Here is an 18791-nt window from a genome sequence, read left to right on the forward strand (position 1 = left end):
GTGCTCGACGATCGAGCGACCTACGCTGAACACATGGCTGATGACGTCCGTCGCACCGACTCCGGCATCGAGATCAAGCCGCTGTACACGGCCGACGATCTCGCCGACTGGAATCCCGAGGAGAAGCTCGGTCTGCCGGGCGAGGCCCCGTACACACGCGGGGTGTACCCGTCGATGCATCGCGGTCGCAACTGGACGATGCGGCAGTACTCCGGGTTCGGCGACGCGGCATCGACGAACCAGCGGTTCCACTTCCTCCTCAACGCAGGTCAGACCGGCCTGTCGTGCGCATTCGACCTGCCGACGCAGATGGGCTACGACTCCGATCATCCTCGTGCCGAGGGCGAGGTCGGCAAGGTCGGGGTGGCGATCGACTCGCTCGACGACATGCGGGCCCTCCTGAAGGACCTGCCGCTCGACCAGGTCACCACGTCGATGACGATCAACTCGACGGCGGCGATCCTGCTGCTGATGTACGAGCTCGTCGCCGAGGAGCAGGGCGTGCCCGCCGACAAGATCTCCGGCACGATCCAGAACGACCTCCTCAAGGAGTACATCGCCCGGGGCACCTACGTGTACCCGCCGCGGCCGTCGATGCGGATCATCACCGACATCTTCGAGTACTGCTCGAAGCACGTGCCGCGCTGGAACACGATCTCGATCTCCGGCTACCACATCCGAGAGGCCGGTTCGACGGCCACGCAGGAGATCGCCTTCACGCTCGCCAACGCGATCGCCTACGTGCAGGCCGCGGTCGACGCCGGCCTCGACGTCGACGAGTTCGCGCCACGGCTCAGCTTCTTCTGGAACGGCCACAACGACTTCTTCGAGGAGGTCGCCAAGTTCCGAGCCAGCCGCCGCATGTGGCACACGATCATGACCGAGCGGTTCGGCGCCAAGGACCCGAAGTCGACGATGCTGCGGTTCCACACGCAGACCGGCGGCTCCACGCTCACCGCGCAGCAGCCGGTCAACAACGTCGTGCGTGTGGCGCTGCAGGCGCTCGCCGCGGTGATGGGCGGTACGCAGTCGCTCCACACCAACGGCTACGACGAGGCACTCAGCCTGCCGACCGAGGAAGCGGCGCGGCTTGCGCTGCGCACGCAGCAGATCATCGGCTTCGAGTCGGGCGTGACCGGCACGCCCGATCCGCTCGCCGGTTCGTACCTGGTCGAGTCGATGACCGACGAGGTCGAGCGGCTTGCATGGGAGTACATCGAGAAGATCGACGAGCTCGGCGGCGCCGTTGCAGCCATCGAGGGCCATTACCAGATGGACGAGATCGAGCAGTCCGCCTACGAGTACACGAAGTCGATCGACGACGACGAGCGCGTGATCGTCGGGCTGAACCGGTACCAGATCGACGACGAGCCGGAGCCGAGCGTGTTCCCGATCGACCCGTCGCTCGAACCGGCGCAGCAGCAGCGCTTGGCCGCCTACAAGGCGGACCGTGACGCCGCCGATGTCGCCGCCCGGCTCGAGGCGATCCGAGAAACCGCCAAGGGCGAAGACAACCTGCTGTACCCGATGAAGGAAGCGCTGCGAGCCGGTGCCACCCTCGGCGAAGTCAGCGACGCGCTGCGAGACGTCTTCGGCCAATACCAGCCGTGAGTTGGCTCGACGATCACGCCGCGGTCGAGTGCTGCGACATCGTCACGACGGGGCGGGTGTCGGGGAACCCGCACGAGATCGAGATCTGGTTCGGGGTGCTCGACGGTGCGATGTACCTGATCTCCGGCAACGGGCCCGGCGCCGACTGGTACCGCAACATGTTGGCGCACCCCGAGGTCACGGTGAAGCTGGCGGGCGACGAACACGTGGGCTCGGCTCGCGACGTCACCGACGTAGCCGAGCGTCGGCGCTGCGGCGACCTGATGGGTGCGAAGTACGTCTGGGGCGGCGACCCGTCGATCGGGCTCACATACGACGCATGGTGCTACGACGTGCCCGCGATCGCGATCGAGTTCCAGCCGTAGGCTTCGAGCGATGGACACGACGCGGCGGGTCACGCCAGGTCGCCTCCGGCGACTGACGGAGGAACTGCTCGAAGAGCAGCTCGGCGTCATCGAACGGTCGTCGGTCCCCGAGGCGCTGGTCGACGAGATCGACTACGCGCTCCGCCCGCCCCGTCACGAACGTCGCACACCGAGCTACGGGTCGTTCGTGCTCCCCGAACGGCCGATCCAGGCGTGGCACGAGGTGACCGGTCTCGACATCGTCACCAGCAGCACGGTCAACGACCTCGACGACGAGGTCCGGCGCTACGCCGACGGCCTCACCAGTTGGACGATCCGCACTGCGAGCGGCGTCGACTCCCTCGTCGTGTTCGACCGTTCGACCGGCTCGGAGCGCGACCTCGTCGTGCTCGCCTCCGCCAGCGGAGCGATGGTCGTGCAACGTCACCCCAACGGTGAGGTGCGGCTCGTCGGCTCGTTCGGCGTCGCCCGGTGGGACGGCCTCGGTTGGCACGTCGAACCGCCCGTCGACTCGTGGGTGAAGTGGGCCACCAGCGGACTCGACGAGTTCGACACGGTGTACCTCGGCCATCTGATCCGTTTCGCCGTGCACGACCTCGGCGCGAAGGGCGTCGGCGCACTGATCGTGTTCCGGCCGGGCGCCGACTCCGAACTGGCTCGCGAACATCGGATGAGCCCGCCGCCGCCGCTCCGCATCCACCTGCCCGCCGACCTGGCACCGCTCCGCCACGTGTTGTCCCAGACCGACGGCGCCGCCCTCTTCGACGCGTCGGGCACGCTCGTCCAGCTCGGTGTGCGGTTGATCCCGACACCCGAGGCCGAGCTCTCGATCGACGCACGTGGTGGGACCCGTCACATCTCGGCGCGGCGCTACAGCTTCGACGATCCCGGTGCCGTGGTGATCGCGGTCAGCGAGGACGGACCGGTCACGGTGTACCGCGGCGGCGAGGTGATCGGCCGGTCGAGATCGACCGATGCCGACGGGGGATCGGCGCAGTCGCCCCCGGGCTGAGTCGTGCGAATCCCGACCGTCACGGTGTCTCCTGCTCTGCTAGAAGCTCTCCCGAGGACGGAGCCGACATGCGGGTACGAATCGGGATCGCGGTGGCAGCGGCGTTGGCCCCGATCGCCGCGTTCCCAACGATGCCGTCGGCCGATGCGGGGCGCTTCGGCTCCGAACCCGTCGAGGCGACAGTCGGCGCCGATGCATTCACGGCCGGATCGGTGTGTCTCACCGATCTCGAACCCGAGACGTTGAACCGGCTGTTCGACACCGAGCCCGGCGGGGTGGTCGGGGCCGACTACCAGCGGGCCCTCGCGTTGCCGGACGGGCGTGTGTTCTGGACGTTCCAGGATGCTGCGATCCGTCTGGGCCCGGACGAGATCACGATCGTCCACAACATCGCCGTGATCCAGACCGATCGGTGCTTCGACGTGCGGTACCGGGGCAGTCGGGCCGCGCCGCGGCCGATGTTCTTCGCCGATCGGACGGTGCCGTACGCACGATGGTTCTGGCCACTCGACGCGTCGGTGGGTGACGACGGACGGGTGTACGTGTACGCCGCCGAGATGGAAGAGCGCGGCGAGGCGTACCTGACCACGACCGTGGCGGTCGGTACCTGGGTCGCGATCTACGACCCGGTGCTCGACGCCGTCGTCGACGAGCTCCGCCCACCCGACTCGTCGGCCGACCTCTACGGCTGGTCGACCACGAGCGACGATCGGTGGACCTATCTGTACGCGCAGTGCTACCGCCAGTTCGGGTTCGACGAGTACGCCATGGTGGCGGCGTTCGACCGGTCGTGCTCGCCGGAGATCACCGTGGCCCGGGTCCCGGTCGGGAAGCTGTTCGAGCCCTACGAGTACTGGGACGGCGCGGCATGGGTCGGCGATCCGACCCGCGCCGTTCCGATCATCGAGACGCGTGGGCGCCGGATCAATGCCGACCAGATCGAGTGGACCGGTTCCCGCTTCGTCTCGGTCAACAAGGAGGGAGACTGGTGGGGCGACACGATCCTGCTCTCCGAGTCGGCGTCGGCGACCGGTCCGTTCCGGGTCTACGACGAGATCCGGGCACCGATCAAGTGCGGGGAGTGCAACTCGTTCTTCGCGAGCTGGGTTCCCGCTGCCGCGAGCCGGCGGACCGATGGGTCGTTCGTGATCTCCCTGGGGCACAACCGATGGGACGGGGTCGTCTCGGCGTTCTACCGGCCCACCTTCCATCGGGTCATGGCACCGACGCACGCCCCCGCTCGGTCCACGTTCGAGTTGACGCTCCCGGTCGGAACGGGCGCTGCGGCGCTCAACGTCGCGGCGGTCGGTGCGGCCGCACCGGGCTTCCTGACGGTGTACCCGTGCGACGCAGGCCGCCCGGTCGCATCGAACGTGAACCACGTCGACGAACCGGTCGTGTCCAACCTGGTGCTCACCCGGCCCGACGCGTCCGGCAGGATCTGCATCTACACGCTGGCGTCGACCGACCTCGTCGTCGACATGGCGGGCGGCTTGGGCGGCGCCGCCTTCCGTCCCCGAGATCGTCCGGAGCGGGTCGTCGACACCCGCATCGGCACCGGGGCGCCGGCCGAGCGCATCGGAGCCGGCGAGGTGCTCAGGTTCGAGCTGCCGACGTCGGCGGCGACCGCTGCGCTCGCCCTCAACGTGATCGCGATCGAACCCACGGCTCCCGGTTTCCTGACCGCCTACCGCTGCGACCGGGAACGGCCCGAGACGTCGAACGTCAACTACGTCTCGGAACCCGTGGTGTCGAACCTGGTCGTCCTGCCGACGGGCGGAGGAGCGACGGCCACGACCGAGGTGTGCATCTTCTCGCTCGCGGAGACCGACATCGTCGTCGACCTCTCCGGGTCGTTCACGACCGGCGGGTACGTACCGCTCGACGACGCGCTCCGGCTGCTCGACACCCGCGACCCGGGCCACGATCGTCTGCCCGCAACCGGCACGATCGCCGTCGACGTGGGCTCGGGTTCACGGGCCGCCGTCCTCAACGTGATCGCCGCCGAGCCATCCGAGCCCGGGTTCATCACGGTGTACGCGTGCGACGAACCGGTGCCGACGGCATCGAACATCAACTTCGTCGGCGTCCCGTTCGTGTCGAACCTGGTCGTCGCCAGGCCCTCGGTCGACGGCCGGGTGTGCATCACGAGTTCGGCGGAGACCGATGTCGTGGTCGACCTCGCAGGCGCTCTCGGATCCGGCTACGAGCCGCTGAGGGTGCCGGAACGTCTCGTCGACACCCGCATCGGAACCGGGGTTCCCGGTCAGCTCGGACGCGGGTGACGCGTCGGCTCAGTCGTCGATGTGCGTGATCGACGGCGCCGGCCGGACCGGTGTCTGGACCGAGCCGGTCGGCCAACCCAGGTAGATGATCGCCAGGATCCGGTCGTCGGGCGCGAACCCGCACAGGTCGAGCGCCCGTGGCGAATCGATGATCGGCGCGGTCGACCAGAACGAGGCGAGCCCGGCGGCGGTGGCACCGAGGAGGATGTTCTGGATCGCCGCCGACACGGCGTCGCGGTTCTCGTCGTGGAACGTCGGGTGCTCGTGGGGCTCGCACCCGACGACGAGGGTCGTGGGGGTGCGCGTGTACTTCGTCATCGTCTTGAGGCGCTTGGCCTCGTCACCGATGCTTCGTTCGCACATGTCGTCGACGAACGCCTCGCCGAGACGAGCGCGGCCGTAGCCCGTGAACGCGGCGAACTTCCACGGCCAGGTCTTCTTGTGACACGGGGCCCACGTGGCCAGTTCGCAGAGTCGGTCGACCAGTTCGACCGGGACCGCACGTTCGCGGTCAACGAGCATGTGGGTGCGGCGCGAGCGCACCAGGTCGCCGAAGTCGTCGAGGTTCATCGTCACCCGCCCCAGGATGTCAGCAGACCGCCGGGATCCACACGTCGACGGCGCCGACGAGCTGCCGTCGCCCGTTCGGATGAATGCGAGACGAAGCCCTGGCGAAGTTCGGAGGGTCGCGACGGATGCCCCCTCGAAATCGTGATAGACCGACCCCGGGTGGGCGAGTCACATCACAGAATCCTTGGAGGATCTCATGTCTATGGTTGATCGTTCTGATGTCCGCGTGCGGCGCGGCCGAAGAGGCAAGTCATTGGTTGCCGGCTTCGCCGCGCTCGCTTGCACCTCGACCGCGCTGGTGGCGAGCACCGATACTCCGGTGACCGCTGCTCCGGGCGACGAGACCGTCCAGATCCTGTCGTTCAACGACTATCACGGCCATGTCGAGTCGGGTACACCCGGCTCGATCGACGGATCGTTCGGCGGCCCGGCAGCCGGTGGCGGCGAGTATCTCTCCGCCAAACTGACCGAGCTGCGCGATGCGAGCACGGCCGACAACTCGTACACGGTGGCCGCCGGCGACCTCATCGGCGGTTCGCCGTTCTTCTCCGGGTTGTTCCATGACGAGCCGTCGGTCGAGTCGCTCAACGAGATGGGCCTCGACTTCTCCGGTGTCGGCAACCACGAGTTCGACGAGGGGGTCACCGAGCTGCTGCGCATGCAGAACGGCGGCTGCCACCCGGACGACGGCTGCTACTTCACCGACTACGACCCCGACACCGTCGGCGACCAGGAGTTCGCGGGAGCCAACTTCCAGTGGCTCGCCGCCAACGTCACCAAGACCGGAGGTGTTCTCCCGGACATCGAACCGGACATCCCCGACTACGCGATCGAGGAGACGGCCGACGGGAACTTCATCGCCTTCATCGGCATGACGCTCGAGGGCACCGATGCACTGGTGTCCGCTTCCGGCGTCGCCGGGTACACGTTCGAGGACGAAGTCACCGCCGCCGACGCTGCGGTGACGGCGATCCAGCTCGAGAATCCGGACGTCGAGGCGATCGTCCTGATGCTTCACGAGGGCGGGATCCCCAGCCCGTTCGCGATCAACGGCTGTGAGGGGATCTCCGGCCCGATCGTCACGATCGCCGAGAACCTCAACCCCGAGATCGACGCGATCGTGACCGGGCACACACACCAGCCCTACACCTGCTCGATCGACGACCCTGACGACAACCCGCGGCCGGTGACGAGTGCGTTCTCGTTCGGTCGGGTGGTCACCGAGATCAACCTCGAGATCGGTGACGATGGCGAAGTCGACCGCGAGACGTTCACCATGGTGAACCACGAGGTGCTCCAGTCGGAGCTGACCGCCGACCCCGCCGTGACGGCCGTCATCGACAAGTGGACGCCGCTCGCCGAGGCGCAGGGCAACGAGCCGGTCGGTGAGATCACCGAGACGATCACCCGCGGCGGAGGCTTCGGTGTCGACAACCGCGGGGTCGAGTCGGCCGCCGGCAACCTCGTCGCCGATGCACAGTTGGCCGCCACCGAGGAGCTCGGCGCACAGATCGCCTTCATGAACCCCGGTGGACTCCGCTCCGACCTCGAGTTCGACGAGTCGGACGCGGGCGAGGGTGACGGCGTCGTCACGTACGGCGAAGCGTTCACCTTCCAGCCATTCAACAACACGTTGTTCACGCTGCCGATGACCGGCGAGCAGATCGTGTCCGTGCTCGAGGAGCAGTGTCAGCCCGGCGACAGCAGCCGGCCGGTGTTGCACCTCGGTGTCTCCGACGGGTTCACCTACACGCTCGACATCACGCAGCAGGATGGCGTGTGCATCGACGTCGAGGTCACCGACGTCCAGCTCGACGGGGTCGACATCGAACCCGCGACCGAGTACCTGGTGACGGTGAACATCTTCCTGGCCGACGGCGGCGACAACTTCGGCACCTTCGCCGAAGTCGCACCGACCGACCGGATCCCCGGCCCGCAGGACATCGATGCACTGGTCGACTACTTCGAGGCCGAGTCGCCCATCGATCCGCCGTCGACCGATCGCGTCGACGAGGTCGGCAACGTGCTGCCCGGCACCATCCAGTCGCTGACGCCCGCCCGCTATCTCGAGACCCGGGTCGGTCCCGGCAACACGACCTTCGACGGTGAGTTCGAGGGTGAGGGTCGCATCGAGGCCGGCGAGACCGTGGAGTTGGTGGTCGCCGGTCGAGGCGACGTGCCGGCAGGAACCTCCGCCGTGGCGCTCAACGTCGGCGCGATCCTGCCGTCCGAGCCCGGCTTCCTGACGATCTGGCCGTGCGGCGAGGACATGCCGAACGCATCGAACGTCAACTACTTCGGCGGCGACGTCGTGTCGACCAGCGCCTTCGCCCAGGTGGGCGAGGACGGCAAGGTCTGCATCTACTCGCTGGCCGAGACCGACATGATCGTCGACGTCAACGGCCTCGTTCCCCAGGACGGAACGCCGGTGCCCGTGGTGCCGGCCCGTCTGCTCGAGACCCGCGACGGCGAGGGGAACACCACCGTCGACGGTGACTTCGAAGGTGAAGGCCGCGTCGCCGCCGGTGCCACGGTCGAGTTGACCGTCGCCGGCCGCGGCGGTGTCGACGCCGACGCCGAGGCGGTTGTGCTCAACGTCGGTGCGGTGTTGCCGAGCGATCACGGGTTCCTGACGATCTGGCCCTGCGGCGACGACATGCCGCAGGCCTCGAACCTCAACTACCTGTCGACCGACCTGGCGATCTCGAACTCGGTGGTGGCGCAGATCGGCGACGAGGGCAAGGTGTGCATCTACACCCTGGCCGAGACCGATCTCATCGCCGACGTCAACGCGTTCGTGCCCGTCGGTGGATCACCGGACTCCCTGGTGCCCGCCCGCCTGCTCGAGACGCGTGACGTCGAGGGCTACGAGACGATCGACGGTGAGTTCGAGGGTGAGGGGCGCGTCGCCGCCGACAGCACGCTCGAGCTCGACGTCGCCGGCCGCGGTGGTGTGGCCGACGATGCCTCGGCGGTCGTCGTCAACGTCGCTGCGGTGTTCCCCGACGCCCCCGGCTTCCTCACGGTGTACCCGTGTGACGAGGAGCGTCCGAACGCGTCGAACGTCAACCACCCGGCCGACGACGTGGTGTCGAACCTGGTGCTCGCCAAGCTCGACGGCGAGGGCAAGCTCTGCATCTACTCGCTGGTCGCGACCGACCTGATCGTCGACGTGCTGTCGACGTCGTCACCGGTCGTTCCCTACCGCTGAACGGTGCGGCAATCCGGCTGAGTCGTTCCGACTGAGCCGGTTCAACTGACACGAGCGAACGGGGCTCGGCCGATCGGCCGGGCCCCGTTCGACGTGTGGGGGGGGAACTGCGGGTGCCGTCAGGCGGTGGCCCAGATCAGCACCTCGGCGCCGTCGTCGCCGGCGGTGAACCGGAGACCGTCGGCTTCGACGAGGCGCGCCGCGTCACCGGTGCCGAGCCGCCCACCCGGATCGAGGTCGCCGGAGCCCCGGGCGACGAACACGTGGACGTGACGGTCGTCGGGCACGTCGGCGCTCGCGCCGGCGTCGAGCCGAGCGGCCCACAGCACGGCCTCGCGCTGATGGATCGTGATCGCGGCGTCGTGGCCCTTGCCGGATGCGACGGGGACCAGCCCGCCGCTCGCCAGCTCGGCGCCGACGTCGAGCTGTTCGTAGCCGGGGTCGATGCCGTCGGTGTCCGGCGGCACCCACATCTGGAGGAAGTGGACGTCGGTCGTCGAACTCGGGTTGCGTTCGCTGTGACGGATGCCGGTGCCGGCCGACATGCGCTGCGCATGGCCGGGCACGATCACGCCGTGGTTGCCCTCGGAGTCGCGGTGTTCGAGTTCGCCCGAGAGCACCCACGTGACGATCTCCATGTCGCGATGCGGATGGGTGCCGAACCCGGTGCCGGCTCGCACGATGTCGTCGTTGTGGACGAGGAGCAGCCCGTGGTGCGTGTTGCCGGGGTCGTAGTGGGGCCCGAAGCTGAAAGAGTGCTTCGAGTCGAGCCAGTCGATCTTGGTGGCGAAGCGCTCACCGGCCCGGCGGATGTTGATCTGCGTCATACTGAAACAAACCCTTGTGCCCGCAATGATATTCCGAGAGTCAGATTACGAGTTGTGCCAGGCACAACTCGCGATCGTGCGGCATGCCGGGCCACGTCGTCACACCGGCCATCTACAGTCGCGGTCGTGGTGGAAGTCGAGTTCGCCAAGGCCTTCCGGCGTCACGTCGACTGCCCGAGCGCGTCCGTCGACGCGGGGTCCGTTCGTGAGGCGTTCGAGGCGTACTTCGCCGCGCATCCCGCCGTGCGCAGCTACGTGCTCGACGACGCCGGCGCGGCCCGCCAACACGTCGCGGTCTTCCTCAACGACGACCTGATCGTCGATCGGTCCACGCTGACCGACACGGTCGTCGACGGCGACCGACTCCACGTCTTCCAAGCACTCTCCGGAGGTTGCACATGAGCACCCAGGCACTGATCGGCACCCGCAAGGGCCTGTTCACGGTCACATTCGACGGCGACAGCGCGTCGCTGGCCGCGCCCGCCTTCCTCGGGGCGCCGGTCACCAACGCCGTCCATGACCCGCGAGACGGAGCGCTCTACGCATCGCTCGACCACGGGCACTTCGGTGTCCACCTCCACCGCAGCGACGACGGCGGAGCGACCTGGGTCGAGATCGCGGCGCCCGAGTACCCGGCCAAGCCCGATGGCGTCACCCACGTGAATCCGATGTCCCAGCAGGAGATCGCCTGGACGACGAAGCTCGGATGGGTGATCGAGCCCGGTCACGCCGACGAGCCCGGCGTGCTCTGGTACGGCACGATCCCCGGCGGCCTGTTCCGCTCGGACGATCGCGGTGACTCGTGGCAGTTCGTCGACTCGTTCTGGGATCTCCCGGCGCGTGTCAAGTGGTTCGGTGGCGGATTCGACGACGCCGGCATCCACTCGATCGCGATCGATCCACGTGGGCCGGGTCGTGTGGTCGTCGGTATCTCGTGCGGCGGCGCGTGGCGCACCGACGACGGGGGAGCGACCTGGACGGTGGCGGCGAAGGGCATGCGCGCTGACTTCGTGCCGCCCGGCCTCGAGGACGACCCTGACACGCAGGACCCACACCGCGTCGTCCGGTGTGCCGACGCGCCCGATGTGCTCTGGACCCAGCACCACTGCGGCATCTTCAAGTCGGTCGACAATGGCGACTCGTGGTCGGAGATTCCGGAGGCCGGCCCGTCGACCTTCGGGTTCGCCGTCGCCGTCCACCCGCACGATCCCGACACCGCCTGGTTCGTGCCGGCGATCAGTGACGAAGTGCGTGTGCCGGTCGACGGCAGGCTCGTGGTGACGCGCACCCGAGACGGCGGCGAGACGTTCGACGTTCTTTCGCAGGGCCTGCCCAGCGACGCCGCGTACGACCTCGTCTACCGGCACGGCCTCGACATCGACGAGACCGGCGAGCGCCTGATCATGGGCTCCACCACCGGCAGCCTGTGGTGGAGCGCGAACGGAGGCGACGACTGGCAGACCATCTCCACGGGTCTGCCACCCATCGCCTCCGTCCGTCTCTGCTGACCATTGGTGTCGGACACCAGGGTCGCTGACCCGATCGCTCAGCCCGTGACGGGAATCGCGAGCAAGAACGTCACACGGGCGGTGTAGACCGGCTCGGGGCCCGATTCGTCGGGCTGGTCCAACGCGGTGATCATGCGGCCGGTGATACCGGTGAAGTCGCCGGTCGCATCGGTGATCGTCGTGGTGAACGAGATGTCGCCGTTCGCACTGCCGGTCCACTCCTGGTACATCGTGAGTGTCCCGGTGCCGATGCCGTCGATCGTGCCCGTGAACACGAGGTCGTCGTAACCGTTCGCCGGCGTGAGTTCGATGCCGGTGGAAGCGATCTCGCCGGTCAGGTCGCCGGTGATCGTGAAGGTGCCGGAGCGCTCGATCGTCCCGTCGGCCAGCTCGGTTCCTTCGCTGCGCGGCGTAGTGTACGAAGCGAAGAACTGCTCCCGCAGCGGCACCCGAGCGGTGCCGCCCTCGATCACGGGTGCCGGCTCACCGAACACGATGCTGTCGACGATCGGCTGAACGATGTCGGCGAACCATGCTTCCTCGTCATCCAGGTTGGGGATCGCCAGGATCACGACCGGTTCGAACTCGCCCATGTCGACGAGCCAGATCGAATGCAGTCGGTCACGGGCGAACGGCACCGGCGTCTGGTCGTCAGCGACCAGGTCGGCTGATCCATTGGCTGCCCACAGGCACGGCACCTCGCTGGGCGGGCACCAGTCGGCGGTCGCACCAGGTGTGGTGTCGAGCCGGACCTGGCGGTACTTCGCCGGCCGGCCGCCGACCTCGACCTCGGCGCTGTCGACGACGATGACCCCGTTGGCCGCGATCCAGCCGTCGAGGTCGTCGCCAGGAATGCTGCCTGCGCCCCGATGTTGCTCGTCGCGGGCCTCGTCGAAGTTCATCCATGATCCGATCCGTCCGAGCGCGATGAATTCTCGGGCGGTGTCGTCCGACCAGATCTGGACGCCGTTCTCGTCGTTCGAGATCACGGTCCACGGTGCGGTGGAGCCCTCACCCAACTCGATCGTGAACGGCGTGCCGATGGCAGCGCTGGCGTACACGCCCGGATCGACCAGCACCCCGACAGCCGGGAACGGCGGTGCCGAGGGCTCGGCGATCGGTTCACCCGTGAGCTGCCCGTCGGCGGTCTGCTCGTCGGGTGTTGCGGAATCGGTGGTCTGTTCGTCGGCGCCGTCGGGAGCGACGGTCGGTGTGGGTACGTCGGCAGGGAGTTCCTCGCCGTCGCCTCGATTGACGAGGGCGATCCCGGTGATGGCCAGCGCAGCAACGGCGGCGGCCGCCGCGACGAGGGGCCAACGTCGCTTGGTGAGTGTGTTGTCCGTGAGCATGATGATCTCCGTTTCGGTGTTGGGTGCCCGGTCGGCGATCCGCTGTTGGATCTCCTCCCAGGCAGTCGGAGATGGAGAGACCCGCTCGGCGATCACGCTGAGGTCGTGGTCGAATTGTTCGTCGAAGCGACTCATGGCGTGAGCTCCTTTCGCATGGTGGCCAACGCTCGTCGCAGATGTGACCTGACGGTCGCCGCTGGCTGCTCGGTGATCCTGGCGATCTCAGAGGCCCGGTAACCGCCGTAGTACTTCAACACCACGACGATGCGTTGATGCTCGGGAAGGATGTGCAGCACGTCCCAGAGCAACTCGGCCGACGCTGGAAGGTCGGCCGGTGGCTCCGGTGGGTGCATCTGCATCAGCCGTCGTCGTCGGATGACCGACCCGCACCTGCCCACCACGATGGTGCGGAGATACGCGCCGGGCTTCCCAATCCGGGTGTCCGGGTCGTCGAGTCGGATCGAGATGTCCACGAAAGACTCTTGGACGACCTCTTCGGCTTCGGCAGCATTCCCGATGAGCGTGAATGCGAGACGCACCATGCCGGTGTACTCGGCGCGGTACAGCACCTCGAGCGTGGCGGCGGGCCCCTGTCGGACCGCCACGTTCTCGGACTGTCGCATTCTCTCCATCACCCTCTACGTCGTCCGAGACCGAAGAAGTGATGCAAAGAAATTTCCGGTGTCGACGATCACGGCACGAACCGAGCCGCCTCAGTGTTGCACGTGGGCCGCGGTGTCGACTCGCGGGCCACGCGAGGCCGCCGTCGAGATCCGTCAGATCCCGACGGCGACGCCGCGTCAGTTCGGTGTGTTCAGGGGAGGTGCAGCTCGACGGTGGCCGTGGCCTCGAGCTCGGACCCCTGCGCCAGCATCCATCCGCCGGCGCCCAGGAAATCGCCCGTGCCGCCGATGATGGCGGCCGCTTCCGACCGGTACCCCGACTCGTCGACGCGAGACACGGTGCGGAGTACGAGCGTGCCGGTGCCGACGCCTTCGATCGTGCCCGAGAACGGCCGGTCGATGTTCGTGGTGTCGATGCCGTTGTCCGAGACGCTGGTCCCGACCCAAGGTGCCTGGCCGGTCAGCTGCCCGGTGTAGGTGGTCACGCCGGTCCGCAGGAGTGACCCGTCTTCCTGCACGCTCTCGACGATGTCGGAGTCGCTGGACGACGTCGTCAGCTCGAACACCCTCGACGGTTCGGCCGGGACGTCGGGAACCTCGATGTCGAGCTGGTAGCCCCCGGTCTCGAACTGCACGAAGCCGCGTGCTCCCGCCAGGTCGCCGGTTCCGTCGGTGATGGCGGCGACCGAGAAGAACGGTCCGGTTCCGGTCGAGTAGATCTCCCGGAACGTCATGGTCCCCTCGCCGATGCCGGCCACCGAGCCGGTGAACTCGACGACTGCACCGCCGTCGCTGCCGGTGTCGGTCTCGTGCGGTGTGCGCGTCCCGGTGCCCTGTCCGATGCCGTCCAACACGCCGACGAACGTGGTCGTGTACGTGACATCCAGCGTGCTGTCGCCAGTGCGGGGTGTCTCGGCGTACCCCTCGTCTGACCAACTGCCCGTCGCCGTGACGTGTTGCATCCTCGGCCCCGGCACGAGCGTCGTGACCCCCGACCAATCGACGTCGATGCCCGCGGGGCCTCCGTAGGCGATCAAGCTGCCCGTGTAGCCATCGAATGCGCCCGTGGCTCCGGTGAGGTAGTGCCGGCTGGACAGGTGCGGGTCTTGGCTCCAGAAGACGACCCATTCCAGGGTGCCCGTGCCGAAGCCGTCGAGTGTCAGCTCCTGGGTGTCGCGGCCGATCCCGAACGAGGTCCTCGAGTCCGGGTCCACCCGGTGGCCGACCCCGCGCCGGGCGACGGCCCCGCCAGCGTCGGTGTGGGTGGCCGTGGACACCGACGTGACGGTGTCCGGGTCGCCGTCGTCGATCGGTGTGAACGTCGTGATCGAGCGCGAGGCGCCGCCGATGGTGATGACGCCGCCTTGGTCGACGGTCCAACCCCGGTCGGCGTCGGCCTGTGATGGAAGGGTCAACTCGAGCGAGTAGTCGCCGGCCGTCTCGACTTTGTCGGTCGCGGGGTTGTCGCGGCCGTCGGGGGCCAGGTAACTCCAGGTGCCGGTCGCACCGAAGAAATCGCCGGTGCCGGCGGTGACGACGCCGGTGTGCTCGGAGGCCCCGGTGTACTTCGATGTCCATTGCTCGTCGATGATCAGCCGGCCCTCGCCGATGTCGGTGATCCTGACATCGAGGACGAGGTGGTTGTTCCCGACGAGGCCGTCGTCGGCATCGTTGATTCGGTAGCTCCCTTCGGCGAGGGCGGTGCCAAGGAGGTCTCCGGTGATGACGTCGTCGCCGCTGAAGCTGCCGGCACCGTCATCTCCCGACGGGACGAAGTCCAGGACAGCGGACAACGTGCCGGCGAGCGACATCGAGCGCGGCACGGTCGCTGCTGCCGCCTCTCCCGCCGCATTCTGATCGGTCTCCGCCTCCGGTGTCGGTGTCGGATCGGCGCCGTCGGTGTCCGGCCCGGTGTCGGGCCCGGTGTCGACATCGTCGTCCGGTTCGGGGATGGCGATGGTCTCGGGCGTCGGCGTGTCGGCCGGGTCGTTGGCGTCGTCATTGCGGTTGACGAGGGCGACGCCGCCGATGACGAGCGCCAGTACCGCGGCTGCCGCCGCGAGCACGGGCCAGCGTCGGGGCCTGGTGGTGTTGTCCGTGAGCATGATGATCTCCGTCTCCTGAGGTGGGTCCTGGTCGATGATCCGGCGTTGGATCTGCTGCCAGGCGTGGGGTGACGGGGCGGCTCGGTCGGCGATCACGTGGAGGTCGCGCTGAAGCGTGTCTTCGAAGCGACTCATGGTGTGAGCTCCTTGCGCATCGACTTCATCGCCCGTCGCAGGTGCGATCGGACGGTGGCGGCGGGCTGGTCGGTGATCTTGGCGATCTCAGCGGCCCGGTATCCGCAGTAGTACCGGAGTACGACCGCGATGCGTTGATGTTCGGGAAGTTGCTCCAGGACGTCCCACAGCGACTCGACCTCCGGAGGAAGGTCCGACGGTCGAGTCGGTGGGTTCTGGCGCATGAGGCGGCGGCGTCGAAGTACTGACCGGCACCTGCTCACCACGACGGTGCGCAGGTAGGCGCCGGGTTGTCCCAGGTCGTCGAAGCGTCGCGAGATCTCCAGGAACGAGTCCTGAACGACCTCCTCCGCCTCTGCGTTGTTCCCGATGAGCGTGAATGCGAGCCGTACCATGCCGGTGTACTCGGCGCGGTACAAGACCTCGAGCGTGGCGGCGGGCCCCTGTCGGACCGCCACGGCCTCGGTGTCTCGCACGTACCCCATCACCATCTACGGCGCCCGACGGCGCGAAAGCGTTGCACCCACCCCAGAAAAGATCGCGAGTTGTGCCTGGAGGATCAGCGGATAGGTCGCTCCGCTCCTTTTCATTCCGCTGATTCCTCCCCGTATCCATTGGGAGTGTCGAGCGGCCAGGTTCGGCAGAGCCTCACCTATCCGCTCGACCTCCTGGCACAACTCGCGATCACGGGTCAGTCCGACTGCTTGGCGCGGCTGGGCTGGACCCTCGGCGCCTCGTTCGGCATCTTCGGGTACACCGGCGGCCACGGTGCGTCGGGGATGCCGTCGGCGATGTCGTCGGCGAACCGCTCGACGAGTGGACCGATCTCCTGCGGCTCGTCGTCCATGTCGGCCCACGGGTCGCCGCGCTCGGCGAGACGGTCGGGCACGGTGAGCATCGTCAGCTCGTCGGGCATCACGTCCATCAACTCGTCCCACTCGAACGGGGTGGACACCTGGGCACCGACCCGTGGACGCACACCCCACGCACCGAACACGTTCTTGTGCGGAGCGTTCTGGTTGAAGTCGACGAACACCCGGCCGTCGCGCAGTTCCTTCCACCACTCGTCGGTGATCAGGTCGGGGTGCCGACGGGCGAGCTCTCGAGCGACGGTGACCGAAGCGCCCCGCACGGCGAACGAGTCGTATCCGTCGACGACGCGCACGTAGATGTGCAGCCCCTTGCTGCCGGTGGTCTTGACGTACGAACGGATACCGAGTTCGGCGAAGTACAGCCGGACGTGCATCGCTGCCTCGCGGATGTGGTCGAACGTCTGGCCCGGCGACGGGTCGAGGTCGATCCGCAGCTCGTCGGCCCACTGTGGCTTGTCGGCGGTGTACTGCCACACGTGGAGGCCGAGCACACCCTGGTTCGCCGCCCACAGCACATGTGCGAGGTCGGCGATCACGAGGGCTCGCGATTCGGTGCCGTTGATGGTCTGCACCGTCGTGGTGGTCAGCCAATCGGGCGCCGAGTCGGGGATCCGCTTCTGGAAGAACGACTTCTGCCCCACCCCGTTCGGGTACCGCTCGAGGAGCACCGGCCGGTTGCGAATCCAACGCATCAGCGGCTCACCGACCGCGAGGTAGTACTCCGCGAGGTCGAGCTTGGTCAGGCCGAGCTTCGGGAACAGCACCTTGTCCGGGCTGCTGATCGTGACCGGGCGGCCATCGGCCACCAGTTCGACCGGTTCCCCGTGATCCTCCTTCGGCATGACCGAACCCTACGCCCGACGTGGGCGGCGACGGACACCATGCGCGCCGTGACACGATGCGGCATGGACGCAGGCACCACCTCCGAGATCGTCGAGCGAGATCGACGGCACCTCATCCACCCGTACCAGGTGTTCGACACCGTGATGGTCGACGACGTGCTGCCGATCGACCGCGGTGCCGGTGCCCATCTGGTCGACTCCGACGGGCGCGAGTACCTCGACGCGGTCGGCGGCATGTGGTGCACCAACATCGGCCTGGGCCGCGACGAGATGGCCGACGCCATCGCGCAGCAGGTGCGCGAGCTGGCGTACGCGAATCCGTTCGTCGACATGACCAACGGTCCGGCAGGGCTCCTGTGCGAGAAGCTCGCCGAGCTCGCGCCCGGAGACCTGAACCGGGTCTTCCTGTCGACCGGCGGTTCGACCGCCGTCGATGCGGCGTACCGGCTGATCCAGTTCTACCAGTACGTGCGCGGTACCCCGGAGAAGCGCCACGTCCTAAGCCGCGTCGACGCGTACCACGGCACCACCTACGCCTCGGTCTCGATCGGCGGCAAGCCCGGCGACCGTGTGCCCGGGTTCGAGTACATCGAGGACACGATCCATCACCTGTCATCGCCGAACCGGTACGCGTACGGCGACGGGCGCACCGAGCAGGAGTTCGCCGATGATCTCGTCGCCGAGTTCCGGGCGAAGATCGACGAGCTGGGTCCGGCGAACATCGCGGCCTTCTTCGCCGAACCGATCATGGGGTCGGGTGGCGTGATCATGCCGCCGGCCGACTACCTGCAGCGGCTGCACGCGCTGTGTCGCGAGCACGACATAGTCTACGTCTCCGATGAGGTGGTCACCGGGTTCGGTCGGCTCGGCGAGTGGTTCGCGTCGGAGTCGGTGTTCGGGATCGTGCCCGACATCATCACGAGCGCCAAGGGGCTGACCTCGGGCTACCTCCCACTCGGGGCGACGATCGTCAGCGACCGGATCTACGACGTGATCGCCGAGACCGGGCACGATCGCTACTTCGCGGTCGGGTTCACGTACTCGGGGCACCCGGTCTCGTGTGCCGCCGCGCTGAAGAACATCGAGATCATCGAACGGGAGGGCTTGCTCGAGCACGTCCGCGAGATCGGCCCGTACTTCCAGGAGCAACTCGCGACGCTGGCCGACCTCCCGATGGTCGGCGACGTGCGCGGCTCGCACCTGATGGCGTGCGTCGAGTTCGTCGAGGACCGGGAGACGCGACGGCACTACCCGGAGGAGCTCGACGTCGGCAAGCTGGTCGCGAACGCGTGCGAGCCCCGCGGCTTGATCGTGCGGCCGATGGTGCACCTCAACGTGATGTCGCCACCGCTCGTCATCGACCGGGACGACGTCGACCGGATCGTGGCGACGTTGCGCGACGCGATCGTCGAGGTGCGTGCGCAACTGAGCTGATCCGCCGAGCCGGAGGGTCGACCGCTGGTCGGGCATCTTGCC

15 protein-coding genes are annotated in these 18791 nt (G+C 67.8%); 8 read left to right on the forward strand and 7 right to left on the reverse strand.

Going from position 1 to position 18791, the window contains the following annotated elements; genetic code table 11:
• Positions 1-33 precede the first annotated feature (33 nt).
• From R8G01_20630 to R8G01_20645, 4 genes are all read left to right on the forward strand, one after another.
• The gene (locus R8G01_20630; protein ID MDW3216409.1) at positions 34-1611 is read left to right on the forward strand and encodes a methylmalonyl-CoA mutase family protein; all 1578 of its coding nucleotides are present in this window, start codon (positions 34-36) and stop codon (positions 1609-1611) included.
• A complete protein-coding gene (locus tag R8G01_20635) occupies positions 1608-1976 on the forward strand; it encodes a nitroreductase/quinone reductase family protein (protein ID MDW3216410.1) in 369 nt (122 codons plus the stop codon). Before R8G01_20630 ends, R8G01_20635 begins: the two co-directional genes overlap by 4 nt.
• A gap of 10 nt (positions 1977-1986) precedes the next feature.
• The gene (locus R8G01_20640) at positions 1987-2988 is read left to right on the forward strand and encodes a diadenylate cyclase (GenBank protein ID MDW3216411.1); all 1002 of its coding nucleotides are present in this window, start codon (positions 1987-1989) and stop codon (positions 2986-2988) included.
• Between the two features lie 68 nt (positions 2989-3056).
• Positions 3057-5273: a hypothetical protein gene (locus R8G01_20645; GenBank protein MDW3216412.1), complete on the forward strand. Its 2217-nt coding sequence runs from the start codon at positions 3057-3059 to the stop codon at positions 5271-5273.
• 9 nt (positions 5274-5282) lie between these two features.
• Here R8G01_20645 and R8G01_20650 read toward each other — a convergent pair whose 3' ends face one another.
• A complete protein-coding gene (locus R8G01_20650; GenBank protein ID MDW3216413.1) occupies positions 5283-5843 on the reverse strand; it encodes a nitroreductase in 561 nt (186 codons plus the stop codon).
• A gap of 319 nt (positions 5844-6162) precedes the next feature.
• On the opposite strand from R8G01_20650, the gene R8G01_20655 reads away from it, so the two are divergent.
• Positions 6163-9054: a bifunctional metallophosphatase/5'-nucleotidase gene (locus tag R8G01_20655; protein MDW3216414.1), complete on the forward strand. Its 2892-nt coding sequence runs from the start codon at positions 6163-6165 to the stop codon at positions 9052-9054.
• A gap of 119 nt (positions 9055-9173) precedes the next feature.
• On the opposite strand, the gene R8G01_20660 is transcribed toward R8G01_20655, so the two are convergent.
• The gene (locus tag R8G01_20660) at positions 9174-9881 is read right to left on the reverse strand and encodes a pirin family protein (protein MDW3216415.1); all 708 of its coding nucleotides are present in this window, start codon (positions 9879-9881) and stop codon (positions 9174-9176) included.
• 126 nt (positions 9882-10007) lie between these two features.
• Between R8G01_20660 and R8G01_20665 the strand changes: the two genes are divergently transcribed.
• Complete coding sequence (locus R8G01_20665; GenBank protein MDW3216416.1) at positions 10008-10283, forward strand: MoaD/ThiS family protein; 276 nt, start codon at positions 10008-10010, stop codon at positions 10281-10283.
• A complete protein-coding gene (locus R8G01_20670) occupies positions 10280-11389 on the forward strand; it encodes a hypothetical protein (GenBank protein MDW3216417.1) in 1110 nt (369 codons plus the stop codon). Before R8G01_20665 ends, R8G01_20670 begins: the two co-directional genes overlap by 4 nt.
• A 38-nt stretch (positions 11390-11427) precedes the next feature.
• Here the strand turns inward: R8G01_20670 and R8G01_20675 are convergent, their stop codons facing one another.
• The 5 genes from R8G01_20675 to ligD form a co-directional block, all read right to left on the reverse strand.
• Complete coding sequence (locus R8G01_20675) at positions 11428-12873, reverse strand: hypothetical protein (protein ID MDW3216418.1); 1446 nt, start codon at positions 12871-12873, stop codon at positions 11428-11430.
• Positions 12870-13361 carry a sigma-70 family RNA polymerase sigma factor gene (locus tag R8G01_20680; protein MDW3216419.1) on the reverse strand — a complete coding sequence of 164 codons (492 nt, stop codon included), beginning with the start codon at positions 13359-13361 and terminating at the stop codon, positions 12870-12872. The genes R8G01_20675 and R8G01_20680 overlap by 4 nt, the downstream gene beginning before the upstream one ends.
• Before the next feature lie 191 nt (positions 13362-13552).
• A complete protein-coding gene (locus R8G01_20685) occupies positions 13553-15601 on the reverse strand; it encodes a hypothetical protein (protein MDW3216420.1) in 2049 nt (682 codons plus the stop codon).
• Complete coding sequence (locus R8G01_20690; protein ID MDW3216421.1) at positions 15598-16077, reverse strand: sigma-70 family RNA polymerase sigma factor; 480 nt, start codon at positions 16075-16077, stop codon at positions 15598-15600. The genes R8G01_20685 and R8G01_20690 overlap by 4 nt, the downstream gene beginning before the upstream one ends.
• Positions 16078-16292: 215 nt before the next feature.
• The gene (gene ligD, locus R8G01_20695) at positions 16293-17315 is read right to left on the reverse strand and encodes a non-homologous end-joining DNA ligase (protein MDW3216422.1); all 1023 of its coding nucleotides are present in this window, start codon (positions 17313-17315) and stop codon (positions 16293-16295) included.
• 63 nt (positions 17316-17378) lie between these two features.
• Between ligD and R8G01_20700 the strand changes: the two genes are divergently transcribed.
• Positions 17379-18749 (forward strand): aminotransferase, encoded by a 1371-nt coding sequence (locus tag R8G01_20700; GenBank protein ID MDW3216423.1) that lies wholly within the window; start codon positions 17379-17381, stop codon positions 18747-18749.
• Positions 18750-18791: the final 42 nt, after the last annotated feature.

The organism is Ilumatobacteraceae bacterium, assembly GCA_033344875.1.
Taxonomy (GTDB): Bacteria; Actinomycetota; Acidimicrobiia; order Acidimicrobiales; family Ilumatobacteraceae; genus Ilumatobacter.